14 protein-coding genes are annotated in these 16,919 nt (G+C 27.8%); 5 read left to right on the forward strand and 9 right to left on the reverse strand.

Translation table 11 applies throughout. The annotated features are described in order from the left end of the window. The first annotated feature begins 143 nt into the window (after window positions 1-143). Window positions 144-956: a cyclic nucleotide-binding domain-containing protein gene (locus KQ44_RS04810; RefSeq protein ID WP_240516484.1), complete on the forward strand. Its 813-nt coding sequence runs from the start codon at window positions 144-146 to the stop codon at window positions 954-956. Here KQ44_RS04810 and KQ44_RS04815 read toward each other — a convergent pair. Both KQ44_RS04815 and KQ44_RS04820 read right to left on the reverse strand, forming a co-directional pair. After that, a complete protein-coding gene (locus tag KQ44_RS04815; protein ID WP_096736450.1) occupies window positions 953-1,675 on the reverse strand; it encodes a TlyA family RNA methyltransferase in 723 nt (240 codons plus the stop codon). The genes KQ44_RS04810 and KQ44_RS04815 overlap by 4 nt on opposite strands. A 16-nt stretch (window positions 1,676-1,691) precedes the next feature. Continuing rightward, window positions 1,692-3,197: a DUF4836 family protein gene (locus KQ44_RS04820; RefSeq protein ID WP_096736451.1), complete on the reverse strand. Its 1,506-nt coding sequence runs from the start codon at window positions 3,195-3,197 to the stop codon at window positions 1,692-1,694. Between the two features lie 181 nt (window positions 3,198-3,378). Here KQ44_RS04820 and KQ44_RS04825 point away from each other — a divergent pair, with 181 nt between their 5' ends. Beyond that, window positions 3,379-5,679 (forward strand): DUF3536 domain-containing protein, encoded by a 2,301-nt coding sequence (locus tag KQ44_RS04825; protein ID WP_096736452.1) that lies wholly within the window; start codon window positions 3,379-3,381, stop codon window positions 5,677-5,679. Window positions 5,680-5,720: 41 nt separating this feature from the next. Here the strand turns inward: KQ44_RS04825 and KQ44_RS04830 are convergent, their stop codons facing one another. The 5 genes from KQ44_RS04830 to KQ44_RS04850 form a co-directional block, all read right to left on the reverse strand. Continuing rightward, a complete protein-coding gene (locus KQ44_RS04830; RefSeq protein ID WP_096736453.1) occupies window positions 5,721-6,170 on the reverse strand; it encodes a hypothetical protein in 450 nt (149 codons plus the stop codon). 18 nt (window positions 6,171-6,188) lie between these two features. Next, complete coding sequence (locus tag KQ44_RS04835) at window positions 6,189-6,611, reverse strand: SoxR reducing system RseC family protein (protein ID WP_096736454.1); 423 nt, start codon at window positions 6,609-6,611, stop codon at window positions 6,189-6,191. Between the two features lie 23 nt (window positions 6,612-6,634). After that, on the reverse strand, window positions 6,635-7,216 hold the full coding sequence (locus KQ44_RS04840) for an RlmE family RNA methyltransferase (protein ID WP_096736455.1): 582 nt from the start codon (window positions 7,214-7,216) through the stop codon (window positions 6,635-6,637). A 127-nt stretch (window positions 7,217-7,343) separates the two neighbouring features. After that, window positions 7,344-8,750, reverse strand: a complete 1,407-nt coding sequence (locus KQ44_RS04845; protein ID WP_096736456.1) for a tetratricopeptide repeat protein — start codon at window positions 8,748-8,750, stop codon at window positions 7,344-7,346. A 230-nt stretch (window positions 8,751-8,980) separates the two neighbouring features. Continuing rightward, complete coding sequence (locus KQ44_RS04850) at window positions 8,981-11,617, reverse strand: calcium-translocating P-type ATPase, PMCA-type (RefSeq protein WP_096736457.1); 2,637 nt, start codon at window positions 11,615-11,617, stop codon at window positions 8,981-8,983. A 458-nt stretch (window positions 11,618-12,075) separates the two neighbouring features. Between KQ44_RS04850 and KQ44_RS04855 the strand changes: the two genes are divergently transcribed. From KQ44_RS04855 to KQ44_RS04865, 3 genes are all read left to right on the forward strand, one after another. After that, a complete protein-coding gene (locus KQ44_RS04855) occupies window positions 12,076-13,125 on the forward strand; it encodes a hypothetical protein (protein WP_096736458.1) in 1,050 nt (349 codons plus the stop codon). A 139-nt stretch (window positions 13,126-13,264) separates the two neighbouring features. After that, window positions 13,265-13,489 carry a hypothetical protein gene (locus KQ44_RS04860; RefSeq protein ID WP_096736459.1) on the forward strand — a complete coding sequence of 75 codons (225 nt, stop codon included), beginning with the start codon at window positions 13,265-13,267 and terminating at the stop codon, window positions 13,487-13,489. 10 nt (window positions 13,490-13,499) lie between these two features. Then, window positions 13,500-14,315, forward strand: a complete 816-nt coding sequence (locus KQ44_RS04865; protein WP_096736460.1) for a pyridoxamine kinase — start codon at window positions 13,500-13,502, stop codon at window positions 14,313-14,315. Between the two features lie 85 nt (window positions 14,316-14,400). Here KQ44_RS04865 and KQ44_RS04870 read toward each other — a convergent pair whose 3' ends face one another. Both KQ44_RS04870 and pepF read right to left on the reverse strand, forming a co-directional pair. Continuing rightward, entirely contained in the window at window positions 14,401-14,604 is a 204-nt protein-coding gene (locus KQ44_RS04870) for a TM2 domain-containing protein (protein ID WP_096736461.1), read from the reverse strand. A gap of 126 nt (window positions 14,605-14,730) precedes the next feature. Continuing rightward, complete coding sequence (pepF, locus tag KQ44_RS04875; RefSeq protein ID WP_096736462.1) at window positions 14,731-16,551, reverse strand: oligoendopeptidase F; 1,821 nt, start codon at window positions 16,549-16,551, stop codon at window positions 14,731-14,733. Window positions 16,552-16,919 lie beyond the last annotated feature (368 nt).

Consider the following 16,919-nt stretch of genomic DNA (forward strand, 5'->3'; position numbering starts at 1 on the left):
AATGAAATAGAAAAAATAGATAATGTAAGTCTTATTAATAAAATATATGATTATCTTTTAATTAATATAGAAAGATGGCTTAACAGGTATTATTATTTTCTAAATAAGAAAACAATCCATATTACAACAGTCACAGAAATAGAATGAGTAATATCAACATAATAGAAATGTGTAAAATATATTCTAAAAATGGATTTAAAGATGCTGCTTATAAACTATATAAAAAATACGCTGAATTATATCCAAATAATGATGATAAAATAAAAGAACTTAATAATCTATTTGGGAATATAAAACCTATAGAAGAAGCAGAAAATATTGAAGACAATATATACAAATATAAGAAAGGAGCTTGTCTTTATACAGAACTTCAGGCGAGTGATTATCTATATGTTATAAAGTACGGACAGATTGGAGTATATAATATATTTGATAATAAGCAGGTTACAAGAAGAGTACTCTCTACAAATGATGTTCTTAACGGATATTCTCCGATTTCAAAAAATAAATTACTTTTAACAACAGCAATAGTGCTTCATGACTCAATAGTAGAATTAATAAAAAAAGAAGATGCTGTTAATTTGGTACAATCAGACAGAAATCTCAGATTATATTTTGTAAAAGTAATGAGTATGAGAATATATGGTACAATATCAAGAATAAGAGCATTTAAAGCTAATAATATAGTAAGTAAATTCGTAATCATTATAGAAGCATTAATAAAAAATGAATTATTATTTAAAAGTCTAAGTAGAATAAGTTTTCAATATAATATAAATGATATATGTTCTATGATAGGTATAGAATATAAACCAAATATAGAAGACGATTTGAAAAAAATAAAGGCATTAAATATACTAGACGGAGGTTATTTGGTAGTTAATAATGTAGATGAGTTTTATAAAGAATATGATATATACAAACAAAGAAACTCATATAAAATAGAAAATAATTAAATAACAAAATGTGCTAAATATTCTATATTGCCTTTAGAGCCTTTTATAGGAGATACTGTTCTGTTTATCTCTTTAAATCCAGAGTTAGTAATCCTATGAATAGCATTATTTACTATTTTATCTCTTAAAATATCATCTTTAATAATGCCTCCCTTTGATACATCTCCGCGTTCTGCTTCAAACTGAGGCTTTATCAAACTAACCCAAAACTCTAAATCATTTAATTCTTTAAATATGACAGGAGCTATTTTAGATACTGATATAAAAGAAACATCGCTTACTACAACAGAAGGTATCTCATCATTAAACATTTCTCTTTTAATATCTTTAGCATTAAAATCTTCTATAGAAACTACCCTATTATCAGAACGAAGTTTATAAACAAGCTGATTATGCCCAACATCTAAAGCATAAACTTTTTTAGCCCCATAGCGAAGAAGACAGTCCGTAAACCCTCCAGTAGAGGCGCCAATATCTAAGCATATTTTATTTTCTACCGATATATCAAATACAGAAAATGCCTTTTCAAGTTTATCTCCAGCCCTAGATACATATTTTATATTCTGAACCACATCTATATTATCTGTATCCTTTATTTTTTGAGACTTGGAAGTTACCTTTACTCCGTTTACAAATACACAGCCTGCAAGTATTATATCCTGTGCTTTAGACCTGCTTTCTGTGTATCCCTCTTTATAAACATATTCATCTAATCTCATATTATAAAATATAATATTATTCTAATCCAAAAAAGGATTTTATTATATAAAGTGAATTTCTTTCTTTATCTCTTGTATTAATTTTAAAAATCATTTGAGTATGGTTATTCTCCAATATATTAGAAGTAAAATAAACATATTCAAATGCCTCAGTATAGTCATCACCTATTCCATACAAGGATAAATTAGGATTAAACTCTAAATATAAAGACATAGTATTATTTTTTGCTAATTCAAGTTTATCAGCAGCTATTGATGAAGCAGGAAGCTCTCCATTAATAATAGAATCTATAATATCAGAACTACTTGAAATATATAATATAGAATCTTTTATATAGCATAAATATCCGCCAATAGTATAAATATCATCAGTAGAATCTTCAGATAAAGCATCAAGTATTATTTCAACAGAACTTGCATCAGTTATCGAAACAGAAGCGAGTATATTTGGGTCTGTAATATTATCAGGATTATCCCATACAGATACAAATATATCCCCGCCTAAAAGTTCTATAAACTTATAAATGTCAATTCCATATTCTTCCAAAACTTTTAATTCTTCTTCAAATGGAAGATTATTAATATCTCCCATAATATTTCTCATATGATTTGCAAGTTCCTTGCTGTTGAATGCCAAAGAAAGAAAACCGTAATTATTTTCACCATTAGCAAAACTGTATATATTATCAGCTAACTGTTTTTTCAAAAGAGAAGCATCATAAGGATAATTAGGAGTATAACTATCAACCATTACATTTGCTTCGCCGTTATTAAAATTCATTTTTGTAGTAAGAATTGCATCTTTATAACTATCTCTTGGTATGCCGTCATAACTTCTTCCAAATAAAAATCTAGCAAAGTCTGAAGTATCATCAGCCAATATTGATAAATTAGCCCAAACATAAGCATCATTAGTCTCATTTTCTAATGACAAAAAAGTTTCATTATCTAAAGGGGTATTATTAAGAAATATGTAATTAGCTATATTTGTTATATAATCTTTATTTAAGTCTTCATTATACCAATAATTATCTTTTAACTTCAAATTAATTGTGAATACTTCACTGTTCCAAGATATTAAATTATATTCATCTAAAGCTAAATATCTGTATGCAGCATTATCCGCTATAGAAACAAGTTTATCTTCTTGGCTTGACATTTTAATCATTAATTTATCAAGCTCAGTAATATCTTTCACATCAAGCATTATAGACATTTGCTGATATCCATTGAAGAAAACCACTCTTGCTGTTTTAGAAAAATCAATATAATCATTTAATCTATTAGTCATAACCTCAGCTACGAACTCATCATCTCTATATTCTAAATATCTGTCAGCATATTTCTGCATAAACCATTTATTTAAAAGCTCCTGCAAATTAATTTCAGATTTCTGAGCAAGAGTATCTGCATTTAAGGAAAAAACACTGTCAGCATTATTAGGTATATATTTTTTATCTACAGCATATATAAATGTGCTAAATATCAATAAAAATAATGCTACTAATACTACCCTCTTCATAACGGCTCCTTCAAAGTTATATTATTACCTATAACATATTATATTAGACTGTAATTAAAAGTCAAGTATAATCAAATTTAGAAATAAAAAATTTTGATATAATATAAAAAAATCTTGCAAATATATATAAATTACTTATAATCATTAAATCTACTTTATTTTTATTTTTACAGGACAAATTATGAGATATTTAATACTGCATGGACACTTCTACCAGCCACCTAGAGAAAATCCTTTTCTGGGTGAAATACAGAAGGAAGCAAGTGCAGCTCCAGCTCATGATTGGAATGAAAGAATAACAAATGAATGCTACAGTCCTAATGCATATTCCCGAATATTAGACGGATACGGCAGAATAACTGATATGTCCAATAACTACGAATATATTAGTTTTAATTTCGGACCTACACTTATTGATTATATAGCAAAAACAAGAGAAGACCTATTAAAAAGAATATTAGAGGCAGATAAAAAAAGCATAGCAAGACTAGGATACGGTAATGCTATTGCTCAGGTATACAATCATATAATACTTCCGCTAGCAAAAAAAGAAGATATGAGAGTGCAGATAAAATGGGGATTATATAACTTTGAAAAATATTTCGGGAGAAAATCCAGCGGTATGTGGCTTTCAGAAACTGCTATAAATTTGGACGTAGTTGATGCTTTATATGACTGCGGAGTTAAATTTACAATACTATCTCCTTATCAGGCACATTATGTAAAAAATATCACCACTACAGATGTTTCAGGTGCCAAAATTGACACATCAAAACCTTATTGGCTTTACGGACATAATGGAAAAAGAGTTGCTGTATTTTTCTATGATCATTACATATCTCAGTCCATAGCATTTGAACATTTACTTACATCTTCGGATAAACTAGCAGAGAGAATAAGAAATGCATACGGAGAGAGAAGACTCGTTAATATAGCAACTGACGGTGAAACATACGGACATCATGAGCCATTTGCTGATATGTGCTTGGCAAGATATTTTAAAGAAAATGTATACTATGACAATATTACTCCTACTAATTATGAACATTATTTAAGTATGTATCCTCCTATGGAAGAGGTTATACTTCATGAAGGTACTGGAAAAAGAGGAACATCTTGGAGTTGTTCACATGGTGTAGAAAGATGGAGAAGCAACTGCGGCTGCGGAGGCTGGGAAGGACTTGATTTATCTTGGAGAGGTCCTTTGCGTGATGCTTTCGATATATTAAGAAAAATGCAGGATAAATTATTTGCTGAATTTTTAGATTTCACCGATGACACTAGAAATTCTTTAAGAGAAGAATATGTACGTGCTATATATAATGACATAGATGCAAAAGATTTATACGAAATATGCAGCAAATATATATCATTTAAAGAGTTTGTATTTTTAATGGAATCTTATAAATATTCATTATTCTCATATACTTCATGCGGCTGGTTCTTTGAAGATGTATCAAGGCTTGAACCTATAAAAAATATGCAGTATGCTGAGCAGTCTTTCCATTATGCAAGACTATTAGTAAAAGATAAAAATGTTTCTTTTGTAGATGATGCCCATAAAGAGTTTTTAAAAACACTAGAAAAATCTATAAGCAATAAACCAGAACATCATAATGCCAGATATTTTTATGAGAAAGAAGCTAAGGTTGATGTGTTTACTAAACTTTATATTATAAACTATTTTATATTTAATCTTGCTGCTTCTGAATACAGAGATATTAATATAAATATTTTCAAACATGAAATAAAATCAACCAAAATAGAAAAAAATTATGTAGAAGGTATATTAGTAGATAATATAGCAGCTGATATATATTTCAAAGTTCATATGATTAAAGAAAATCATGAGTTTAAAAATCAAATTCAAATATCCGAAGTTTATGATAATTTAGATAAAGCTACAATTTATACAATGTATTTAAAAGATTTAACTTCAGATATAAGGGATAAATTAGCAGACAGTTTATTTGAAGAGGATATAAAAAAACTAGATACTTTAATGCATCAAATATATCCAGAATATAGAAAACTATTTACATATTTTAATTTAAATAGCATAACCCCAGACTATGACTACAGAAGAATAATGGGAGCTATGGCTTCTCCTATACTTAGAGAAAAAATTACTGAAAGGGGACGCGATGCATACGATGAAGTTTCAGAAAATTTGAAAGATGCTAGAAATGCAGGAATATTTATATCAAACAGCGGTATATCAAATTTAATAGGAGACAATATAAAAACAGCATTAAATGAATTATACAATACTGGAAATCCGTTTATAACTTATGATCTTCTTAGAGATATAAAATTTTTATCAAACAATGATATGCCTATAGACAGAAACACATTTGAAAACATTTTTTATAAAATACTTCAAAAATACAAAAGCGGCGACATAAAATTTGAGAGAGATGAAGAGAAAACATCATTTAAAGAGCTTGGATATTGGCTAAACTTTAATATGGATAATATATAAAATTAATAAAATGAGTAATAATAAAATTAATAATAATATTATTACTCATTAGTATTTCTCATTATTAAACTTCCATTAATTAAACTTAAAATAACTGTAAAAGAATTGTTAGTATTGCAATCAACATTTATTCTAATAACCTTACCAGCTTCAGAAGAATTTTTAGCTAATTCTACTTTTCCGTAATCTTCTTTTCCGAATTTATAATTTGTTGTAATATAATAACCTTCATTTTTCCATAAATAATCAGCGTATCTTACACTATAAGCAAGAACATCATCTACTTTATTAAAAGTTAATATTTTTATGTCGCCCTCATCTGATATATCTGTTCTTGGGTGAATTTTAAGACCAGTAATTTTATTGACGGAGGAAACAGCATCATTACCTATAGTATAAAATTCTTCATAAGGTTTATCTTTAGAAATAAATAAATATGTTATAATTGATACCAAGACAATTGTTATTACAGTAGATATTATTTTTTTCATTTATAAAGCCTTAAAATATTATTTGCTATAGTTTTCAATAACGTCATTCTTGCAAATAATATTAGCTATTATTTTATTATCTTTTTTTAATCTTAATATACCAAAAATAACATATATAAAAAATACAGCAAAAGAAAATATAGGTCCAATATCATGTCCTATATTTGTCAATTTGGTTATATATACTCCTATAAAATATCCAGCTATAAGACATATCAAAGGTATAACATAAACAAAAAAATTAGTCCCCTTTTTTAATTCTTCTACTTCTATAACTACACTGTCTCCTTTTCCAGCATTTATATTATTAAAAGCCCTAAGTACAATGGGTTTACCTTTAGAACACATAGTACATCCATCACAGCTTGCACTTCTTTGAAGTTCAACTTTAGCTACATTATTATTATAAGTTTCTAATACCAAAGCAAATTCTCTTCTCATTTTTATTATATCCTTATGTTTAATTAAATAATCTTTTTAAAATTTTTGCAAAATAAGAACACTTCCCTACTCTCATCTCTTGAGCTTTTAGGCTTAAATACATTTACACTCTCAAAATATTCGGATAATTCTTTCTTGAACATCTGCAAATCTTTTCCGTCAAATATCTTTATAAAAAAATGCCCTCCATCTTTTAATACTTCTTTAGCCAAATTAAATATAGCCCTACATAAAGAAACCGATCTGAAATGATTAGTTTCTCTGTCTGAAGTAGTATTAGGCATAGCATCGCTTACAACAACATCAAATAATGTATTATTAAAACTTGAAGAGTCCATATCTTTTATATCGCCAAGTATAAAAGTAAATCTCTGATGAGAAAATGAATTAGGAAGTATATCAACCCCTACAACAGAGCCTGTTTTTAATATTTTATTAAGCATATACTGGCTAAAAGACCCAGGAGAACAGCCTACATCAAGAACTGTATCAGATGATTTTATAAATTTAAATTTATTTTGTGCCTCTTCCAATTTAAAAACACTTCTTGCTTTATAGTTTTCCTCTTTAGCCTTTTTAAAATAAAAATCCTGTACCTTTTTCATTGTGAAATTCAACCTGTCATTAATAATAAATCAGCAATATGATAAGATATTATAATATAAAAAAAATAAAAGCAATAGAATAAAATCTATTGCTCTTTATAATTTATGTAATATTTAATAATAAACTTTATAATACCCAATTCAACTTCTCTTCTGTTCTAGTAACTCCTACAGGCAAATTGGTAAGAGTAGCTTTTTCTAATAAATTTTCAAGCCTTTTTATTCCAACTATATCTATCCTAGACATAGCCGCATATCTTATAGCGTCTGGACTTATCATAGCACATGTTATAAGTACAGAATTAGCAATATTAGCATTTACAGCATACTCATACAAATGTACAAGCTCATCATTAAATATAGGGCTGTAAGATGTCCTAAAATATATTATCTTTTTTGGAGAATGAGGACTATTGCTTTCTTTAGCAAAAACTATTAAATACTTTTTATCTGTAGTTTTTAATGAATATGGTATAAGACCTATACTTGCTGTAATTTTTAAAGCTGTATTGATAAAATCATCACCTTCCAATTTGAAAAACTTTTTAATATTTTCACTGTATCTGGAATCTTTATAATTATTAAGTTTTTCATTAGCATCTCTGTAATTAGGGTCTATTACTATGATGCCTTCTAATATTTCCATAGATTTATTGATATTGCCTACTATATCATAACATTCTGATAAAGTATAAAGTATAGCTAAATTCAAATCCTTATCATAACTTTCATAATTTATAGCTTTTTCTAAAGTTTTTATAGCAGATTCTATATTTTCAAGCTTAAGATAACAAAGCCCCATTTCATACAATGATTTTACAGCATATTCTTTATCTTTATAAGAAACAGAATAATATCTAATAGCTGTTTTATAATCATCTCTGCCTTTATATGCCCTTCCCAAATTATAGTTTAATATTGGGTCATCAGGCATTTTTTTATATACATTGCTCATAATAGATATAGCTTCATTATAATTACCTATATTTACAAAACAAAAAGCCTTGTATTTTAAAGCTTCAGAATTATTAGGCTGTATATCTATAGCATCAGAAAAATATTTTATAGCTGTATCATACTGCCTATTTTTATAATATATAGTACCTATTTCTATATCAACTATTAATTTATAATCTTCTTCTTTTAATAAAGTAAGATACTGAGCCAAAGCCTCTTCTTTTCTATCTATTTTATCCAAAGCTCTAGCCAATGATAAAATAGTTTCTGGAGTATTATATCCATCATCTATAGCATGTCTGTATTCTACTATGGCAAAAGAATACTCTTCCATATTAGCATAACAATCGCCTATCATAGCATGTATTTTTGCTCTTTTAGTACCTGATTTATCTTTAGCCAAAATATCTTTTAACTTAAGTAAGGCCATATCATTCTTTCCTTCTGAAATAAATGAATTAACTTTATCTATATCAGAACCTTTAGACATTTTACCGCCAAAGAAAAATTTCTTTAATATAAGAAGTAGTGTAACGAATACACATATAAATACTAAAATATAAATACTATAGTTCATACTCTGTTCTTTTTTATTTTTTATTATTCTATATATACTATAAATAAATTCGGATTTTTTTACAATACTTTTAAAGTATTAAAAATAATTTTTCTATAAAAACTCAATTTTTTTAATTATGTAAAATAATACAATATCAACTTTTTATATCAAAAATAAAATCAGCAGTTATGAGAATAATTTCCCATAACTGCAAATCAATTTTACTCAAACATAAACATTAAACACAATTATCTTTTAAACAATCTTATAAATATTTTCAAAACTTCAGCAGCTATAATAACAACTAATGATATTCCAACAATTTTTAGCCAAGTATTTACACTTAAAGGAACAGTATTGAAAAATCCTCCTGCATACTGAGTTGCTAGTATTTGAAGTATAAAAGTAACACCCATACTCAAAAGCATTAGTTTGTTATTCAAAAAATATTTAAATACGCTGTCAAAACCCAATTCTCTGCTATTGAATGAATTAAATATCTGGAACATTACAAACATAGCAAATAATACAGTAGACTGTTCAGCCTCTGTAACATTAAGTATATTTAATTTGCTTTGTAGCATAAATAATGTAATCATTACTGCTGCTGAGAACACTATTTTAAATATCATTTTTTTAGTTACAATGCTTGCATTTCTTTTTGTAGGCATTCTCTTCATCAAATTATCTCTTATAGGTTCTAATCCCAAAGCTATAGCTGGAGGTCCGTCCATAATTATGTTTATCCATAATAACTGTATAGCAGAAAAAGGAGATTTCAAACCTGTTAATGTAGAAATAAGAACAACTACAACAGAAGCCAAATTAACTGTAAGCTGAAACTGTATAAATCTCTGGAAATTATCATAGATTCCGCGTCCCCATTGTACAGCTTTAACAATAGTAGCAAATGAATCATCAAGAAGAACTATATCGCTAGCCTCTTTTGATACTTCAGTGCCTGTTATACCCATAGCAACACCAACATCGGCATTCTTTATGGCAGGAGCATCATTTATACCGTCACCTGTAACTGCAACTACATTTCCCATCTCCTTTATAGCATTAACTACACGCATTTTTACTGTAGGAGTGCTTCTGGCTATAACTGATATCTTGCTTAAATTTTGTTTTAATGTGCTGTCGTCCATAGCGTCAATATCTTTTGCCTCAAGAACTATGCTGTTTTCATTAAGTATTTTTAATTCCCTTGCTATTGCAGTAGCAGTTACTATATTATCACCTGTAAGCATTTTTATATTTATTCCAGCACTTCTGCATTGCTCAACTGCATCATAAACTTCTTTTCTTACTGGGTCAGATATTGCTACAAATCCATCATATATCATATTGCTTTCTAGTTTTTCTCTAACATTTTCAACATTATCATCAACTATTTTGTGGGCAAATGCTATCACACGTTTAGCTTCATTTTGGAATTTTTCTATTGCATCTTCAATACCTTTTTTCTCAGCTTCTCCAATAGTACACATAGCCATTATTTTTTCTGGGCTTCCTTTTGTAAATACAATAGTTTCATTATCTATCTTTGCAACTGTTGTCATATTTTTTGTATCTGATGAGAAAGGATATTCATATATTATTTTTGATTTCTCTCTTATCTCTTTATAATTAAAGCCAGACTTGCTTGCTGCCACAAGTAATGCACATTCTGTAGGATTGCCCAAAAATTTAGCCTGATTATCTTTATAATCAACATCTGCTGTGGAGTTTATAGCAAAGTTTTTTATAATCTTTTCATTTTTAATATTTTCAGGTTCTATATATTCTCCATTAGCAAATAATTTATTTAATGTCATTTTATTTTCTGTAAGAGTACCAGTCTTGTCAGAACAAATAACATTAACACTTCCTATAGTCTCACATGCTACCATCTTTTTTACTAAAGCATTTTGTTTTGCCATTTTTATTATATTTATGGAAAGTGAAACAGCAACTATTGTAGGAAGACCCTCTGGTACAGATGCTACAATCAATACTATGCTTGTAATGAATGCTTCAGATATAGTATCAAAATTAGCATTACCTGTTCTTATAAAGTTGACAACCTGAATAATAAATACTATAGCAGCTGCTGTTATACCAAACATAGCTATTCTTTTTCCTAAAAGAGCAAGTTTCTCCTGTAAAGGAGTAGAAGTTTTCTTTGTTTTTGAAAGCTCTCTTGCTATTTTACCAAATTCAGTTGCATCGCCTACAGAAGTAACTACCATTTTACCATTTCCTGTAGTAACAAATGAGCCTGAATAAGCCATATTTATTCTTTCAGCTACTGGAGTTTTTTCATCTGTAAGTATAGCTTCTGCATCTTTTTCTACTGGTTCGCTTTCACCAGTTAATGCTGACTCATCAATATTAAGAGACACACTTTCTAATAATCTGCCGTCAGCTGGAAGTTTATTTCCTGTTTCTATAAAAGCAATATCACCTACAAGCAAATCTTTCTGATTGATTATTTCTATATTTCCATCTCTTACAACTTTTACTCTAATATCTTCATTAATGCTATTTAATGCCTCAAATGCTTTTGCACTTTTACCTTCCATAACTATTGTAATTGTTATAGACAAACTTATAGCTAAAAATATACCCAAGCACTCTAAAAAATCAGCATGTCCACCATTAAAATATGCCACTGTATTAACTGCTACAGCTATAATACCAGCAAATATAAGCATTAATATCATAGGTTCTTTTAATGATTCTAATATTTTCTGCAGTAATGTAGTACCTTTTTCTTTGGTAAAACTATTAGCACCATATTTTTCAAAACTAGCCTTTCTCCCTTCTTCATTCAATCCTATTTTAGGATCAACATTAAGGGTTTTGAGAATATCTTCTTTGCTTCCTAAAAAACCGTTCATTAATTACCTCTCATTTAATTATTTTTGATTTAATTAATTTTAAAATTGCATAAAAAAAGACTCATGTATAAATAAATCATTAAAAAATATTAAACTAATCTTTAAAGATTTATTTATACTTGAGTCTCATTAATTAAGGCTAACCAAACTCTACTAATTAAGAGCTGCGATGTTGGCTTTGCCGCGTGAAATTACGCCAATTACTCCCTCATGAGTATTTAATTATGTATGCCAATTATAATAACATAAAAAAAAATAATGTCAATATTTGTAAATAAAAAACATAATTTTTTTCATATATTTACACTAAACAATAAAATTATATAAAAAAGTAATATATAGTTACAAAAAAATATACATTCTGTATTGATTTTTTATATACTTGCGATATCTTTATAATGTATCATATGAAAACAAAATCTAAAACAATCTGCAAATTAAACAAATAGGAAAATATTATGATTAAGAAATTTTCATCAATATTAATAGTTTTATTATCTGTATTATTTTTTATAAGCTGTTCTGCATCTATTGTAGATTCAACACAGCCTTTAAGTGATGAAGAGATTGTAGGTAACGGTGATGTTATAGAGACAACAAAAGAACCACAGGCGACAACAGACAATTCTATAATAAACGAATTTTTACAAAATCATAATGGTGTTTATTATGGAGTATATGAAGACGGAAGCCTCAATGTACGATATATAATCGATAATAATGCAATATATAATGGATATGGAACATTAATAGATGCTACTAGAGTATTGCTTGAAAATAAACTTCAAATATATACGGTAGGAAAAACTTCAGGCACAGTTTCAGGATATGATATGAATGATGAAATGTATACTTTAAACTTTGGAGAAGATGGAAATATTTATCTTTTTGCAAATGCTGTATTTAAACAAGAAAACTATTCCTCACAAAAGGGATATTCCACCCATATTGGAGAGCCTATAGATGGATTAAAAACATACTCTGCCAATTATTACTATTATGACTACGATGACAGTAAAAAATACTATATAATTATAAATGATTTAGGACAAATATATATGGATGATAACTTTGGTATAAATTATTCAAAAGCAGAATTAAGTAATGATAATATATTAACAATAACATATACTCAGTCTGGAGGTACTACAAGTAAACAAGACTTATACTTCTATAATAATAAATTGATATACGGAAATACTTGGATAAATAATCAGCTTCAGTATGAAAAATTGATAAAACATGATTTATTCAGCACATATACTGGAACATATGTATCTGATGATAATACTATAACATTAACTGTTGCAGCAGGACAAATAACATTAAGTACTTTAAGCAAATATGATACACCTGTAATTACTGGAAATGTTTTAACAATATATCAATACTCTTCAAGATATCCCACCAAAGAACATAAAATTGTATTTAGTGATGATAAAACTCAGGCTGTATATACTAAACCAGACGGCGGCGGAACTGTTACATTAAAAAAACAAAGTGCTTAACCAATAATACAATAATAAATAAATTATTTAAAAAAACTATTCATAAATTAATATGTATAGTTTTTTTCATAAAATTTATAATTGAAAAAAAATTTATTATATGATATCCTAAACAATAATATTCTTTTTGGAGTAATAAATGAGAAGAGGTAAAAAAAATCCGTTTCAAAAAGAAGTAGAGAGAAAATTTGGAAGCAGCGGATTTGAACTTAATTCTTTTATGTCTGGAACTAAAAAAATGAAAGTTACCAAAGAAGAAATAGAAGATAGATACGATATAACTCTTGATCAGTTTGCTTATTTTGCTCAGGTTGCAGGATACAAAGTGCTTGCTGACAGTAAATCGCTTATAATATTTAAATAGTAATAGTATTATGAAAAAAGATTTTAATGTACTTCTTCTTAATGATTTATGTTCGTATGGAAAGGCTTCTTTAACTGTTAATATACCTGTATTATCATATTTTGGAATAAAAGTTTCACCGCTTATAAGTGTTCTGCTTTCAAATCACACTGCTTTTGAATCGTTCTGTGCTTTTGATTTAACCGAGCAGTTAGAAAAAATAATAGGACAATTAAAATTAAGAAATCCAAAATTTGATGCCTTCTATGTTGGATGGATATCTTCTGGAAAACAGCCTGATATTGTAATAGATATTATAAAACATTTTAATATAGATACTATTTTAATAGACCCTATACTCGGAGATAATGGTAAATTATACCCTTCTATGTCAGAAGAGCATGTTACATCTATGAAGAACATAATAAAGCATGCGGATATAATAACACCGAATATAACTGAATTAGCTGTATTACTAGATAAAGACCCTTCAAATAAATACTCAGAAGATGAAGTAAAACAAATGGCTCAAGATATTTCAAAAATGGGACCTAAGACTGTAATAGTTACAAGCGTGTCAAAAGATGAATATGTAGGCTGCCTATGCTATGAGAATAATAACTTCATTACAAGCTATTACCCTAAAATAAATATAATGATCCCGGGAACTGGAGACGCTTTCGGTTCTTCTCTATTAGGATATATACTTAAAGGCTATTCGATAAAAGAAGCATTAGAAAAAGCTACAAAATTTATATATAAGGCTGTTGAACTATCAGTAAAAGATAATGATGACAGACTCTATGGCATATCTATAGAAAAAAGACTTCATTTGCTTGACAATTAAAAATAATATTGATTAGTCTTCAAATATGTATATAAAAAGAAGAGAGTCAAAATAATTAACTCTCTCCTTCAATTACTTTTTTACATTATCTTTTTAATTTCCTACCTTCCTTATCAGTGAATTTGTCTAATATTATCATTACAATGTCTATAATGTACCATATACCAAATCCGCCTAATGTAATCAGATATAAAATACCTGTTCCTATTTTTCCTACATAAAACCTATGAACTGGAAGGAATATTGCTAAAATTAATGTAACAACCCAGCTCTTTTCTGAAACTTCCATAACCTCTCCTTAAAATTTATTTACCGTACCAGTGTATACTATATAATAAAAAAATGCAATACCTAAAATAAAAGGCTAGCATCAAATACAATACCAGCCTTTGCAATTTTAATAACTAATAATTAATTAGTTCAATGACTTCAATTCTTCAACCTCTTTAGCAAAAAGTTTTAAAGCACTTTCTACTACTTCTGGTTTGGTCATATCAACACCAGCAACTTTTAAATTCTCTATAGGAGTTCTGCTTCCCCCGCTTTTTAAGAATTTCAAATAATTATCTCTGTTAGTATAGTCATTTTTAGCATTGCCTTCAAGCACTCCATTAGATAAAGCAACAGCAGCTGACATACCAGTAGCATATTTATAAACATAGAATGAACGGTAAAAATGAGGTATTCTCAAAGCCTCTAAATCGCTTGTCTCCTCAAGCACAGCATTATCTCCGAAATATTTTTTAAGCAAATCTTTATAAACGCTTCTTATAAGCTCCAATGTTGTAGGATTACCCTCTTCAGCCTCTTTATGAATAATATGCTCAAACTCTGCAAACATAGTCTGTCTGAATACTGTAGCAACAAATCCGTTTATATCCTTATTAAGTAAAAATGCTTTAACTTCTTTTTTATTTTCATTTTGCATTAAATAATGAAATAAAAGTTTTTCATTAAAAGTAGATGCCACTTCCGCTTCAAATATAGTATAATCATGATGCTGAAAAGGATTATTTTTCCTGCTGTAATAGCTATGCATACTGTGTCCAGCCTCATGTGCCAATGTAAATACTGAATCAATACTTTCATCTCTGAAGTTCATCAATATATAAGGCTCTGATACATAGCAGCCTGCTGAAAATGCTCCGCTTGATTTACCTTTATTCTCGTATTTGTCAACCCATCTTGAATTAAGACCTTTTACAAGAGTAGATACATATTCATCGCCCAATGGAGATAAAGCATTTTTCAAAACGTCTACTGCCTCATTAAATGTATGATTTATTTTAATATCTTTTACTACTGGAGCATATTTGTCATACTGTCTGAAATCAGTAATTCCTAATTTATCCGCACAGTATTTATAATAGCTGTGTACTGCAGGCAAAGCATTATGCACACTTTCAATCAAACTATCATAAACGCTCACTGGTATATCATCACCGAATAACTCCATTTCACGTACGCTGTTATAATTTCTTATTCTAGCATCAAATATATCCTGTTTAATTTGACTTGCATAAAGCTCTGCCAAAGTATTTTTATGATCATTATATTCTTTATAAAATTGTTCATAACTCTTTTTTCTTAATTCTCTGTTATCACTTTCCTGAAAACTAGAGAACGTTGCATGTGTTAATGGTATTTTCTTTCCGTCATGTTCAATTTCTCCGAAATTTAAATCAGCATCATTTAAAGTATCAAATACATTAGAAGCAGTTGAAGATAATTCGCTTTGAAGTGCCAATATTCTCTCTTCTTTTTCTGATAATGTATGAGGTTTGTATTTTAGTATTTTATTTAAATAAATTAAATAGTCTTTTAATACCTCATCTTTTAAAAAACTATTCATTTTTTCATCATCTATACTCATTAACTCTGGTTCAAAATAACTCATATTAGCAGAAATCTCTGAAGAGAGTTTTGCAAATCTAGCAACTTTAACATTAGAATCATTGTTAGTTAAATCTTCTGTTTGTCTTAAAAAAGCATAAGAGCCTAGCTTTTCTAAAGTTATAGACGCTTTCATTATAGTATCCAATATATTTTTTAATTCATTTGCCGAATCTGATAATTTTCCTCTAAACTTTGAAACATCTTTTGAAAACTCTTCCATTATTTTAAAATCTTTCTCAAACTCTTCATCAGTTTTATATAATAAGCTCAAATCCCAAGTATCATCTATTTTTACATCTTTTCTTTCTATTAGAGTGTTTAATTTATTTTCATTACTCATATAATATTTTCTCCTTAAATAATATTTTCCATCAAAACGTATATAAAAACATATATAATCAATGTTTGTAAATTATAACATAATATTATATTTTACAAAATAAAAAATAATTATATAATAAAAGAGTAAAAAATAATTATTTTGAGGCAGTATATTATTTTTAATGAAAAAAACAAATAATAAAAAAAACAACAGCAAATTACAGAATTAAATAAAATTATAAGAAATAATAATTTATCTAAATTAAATAATGAATTAGAAAAATACTCTATAGTGAGTTAAAATCAGGAAATAAAATAAGAGAAATATCAGTTGGAGGCTTTGGTAATGAAAAACACTTATTTATTCTCTTAAATAAACCTTTTACT

The organism is Brachyspira sp. G79 (assembly GCF_002379365.1).
Classification (GTDB): domain Bacteria; phylum Spirochaetota; class Brachyspiria; order Brachyspirales; family Brachyspiraceae; genus Brachyspira.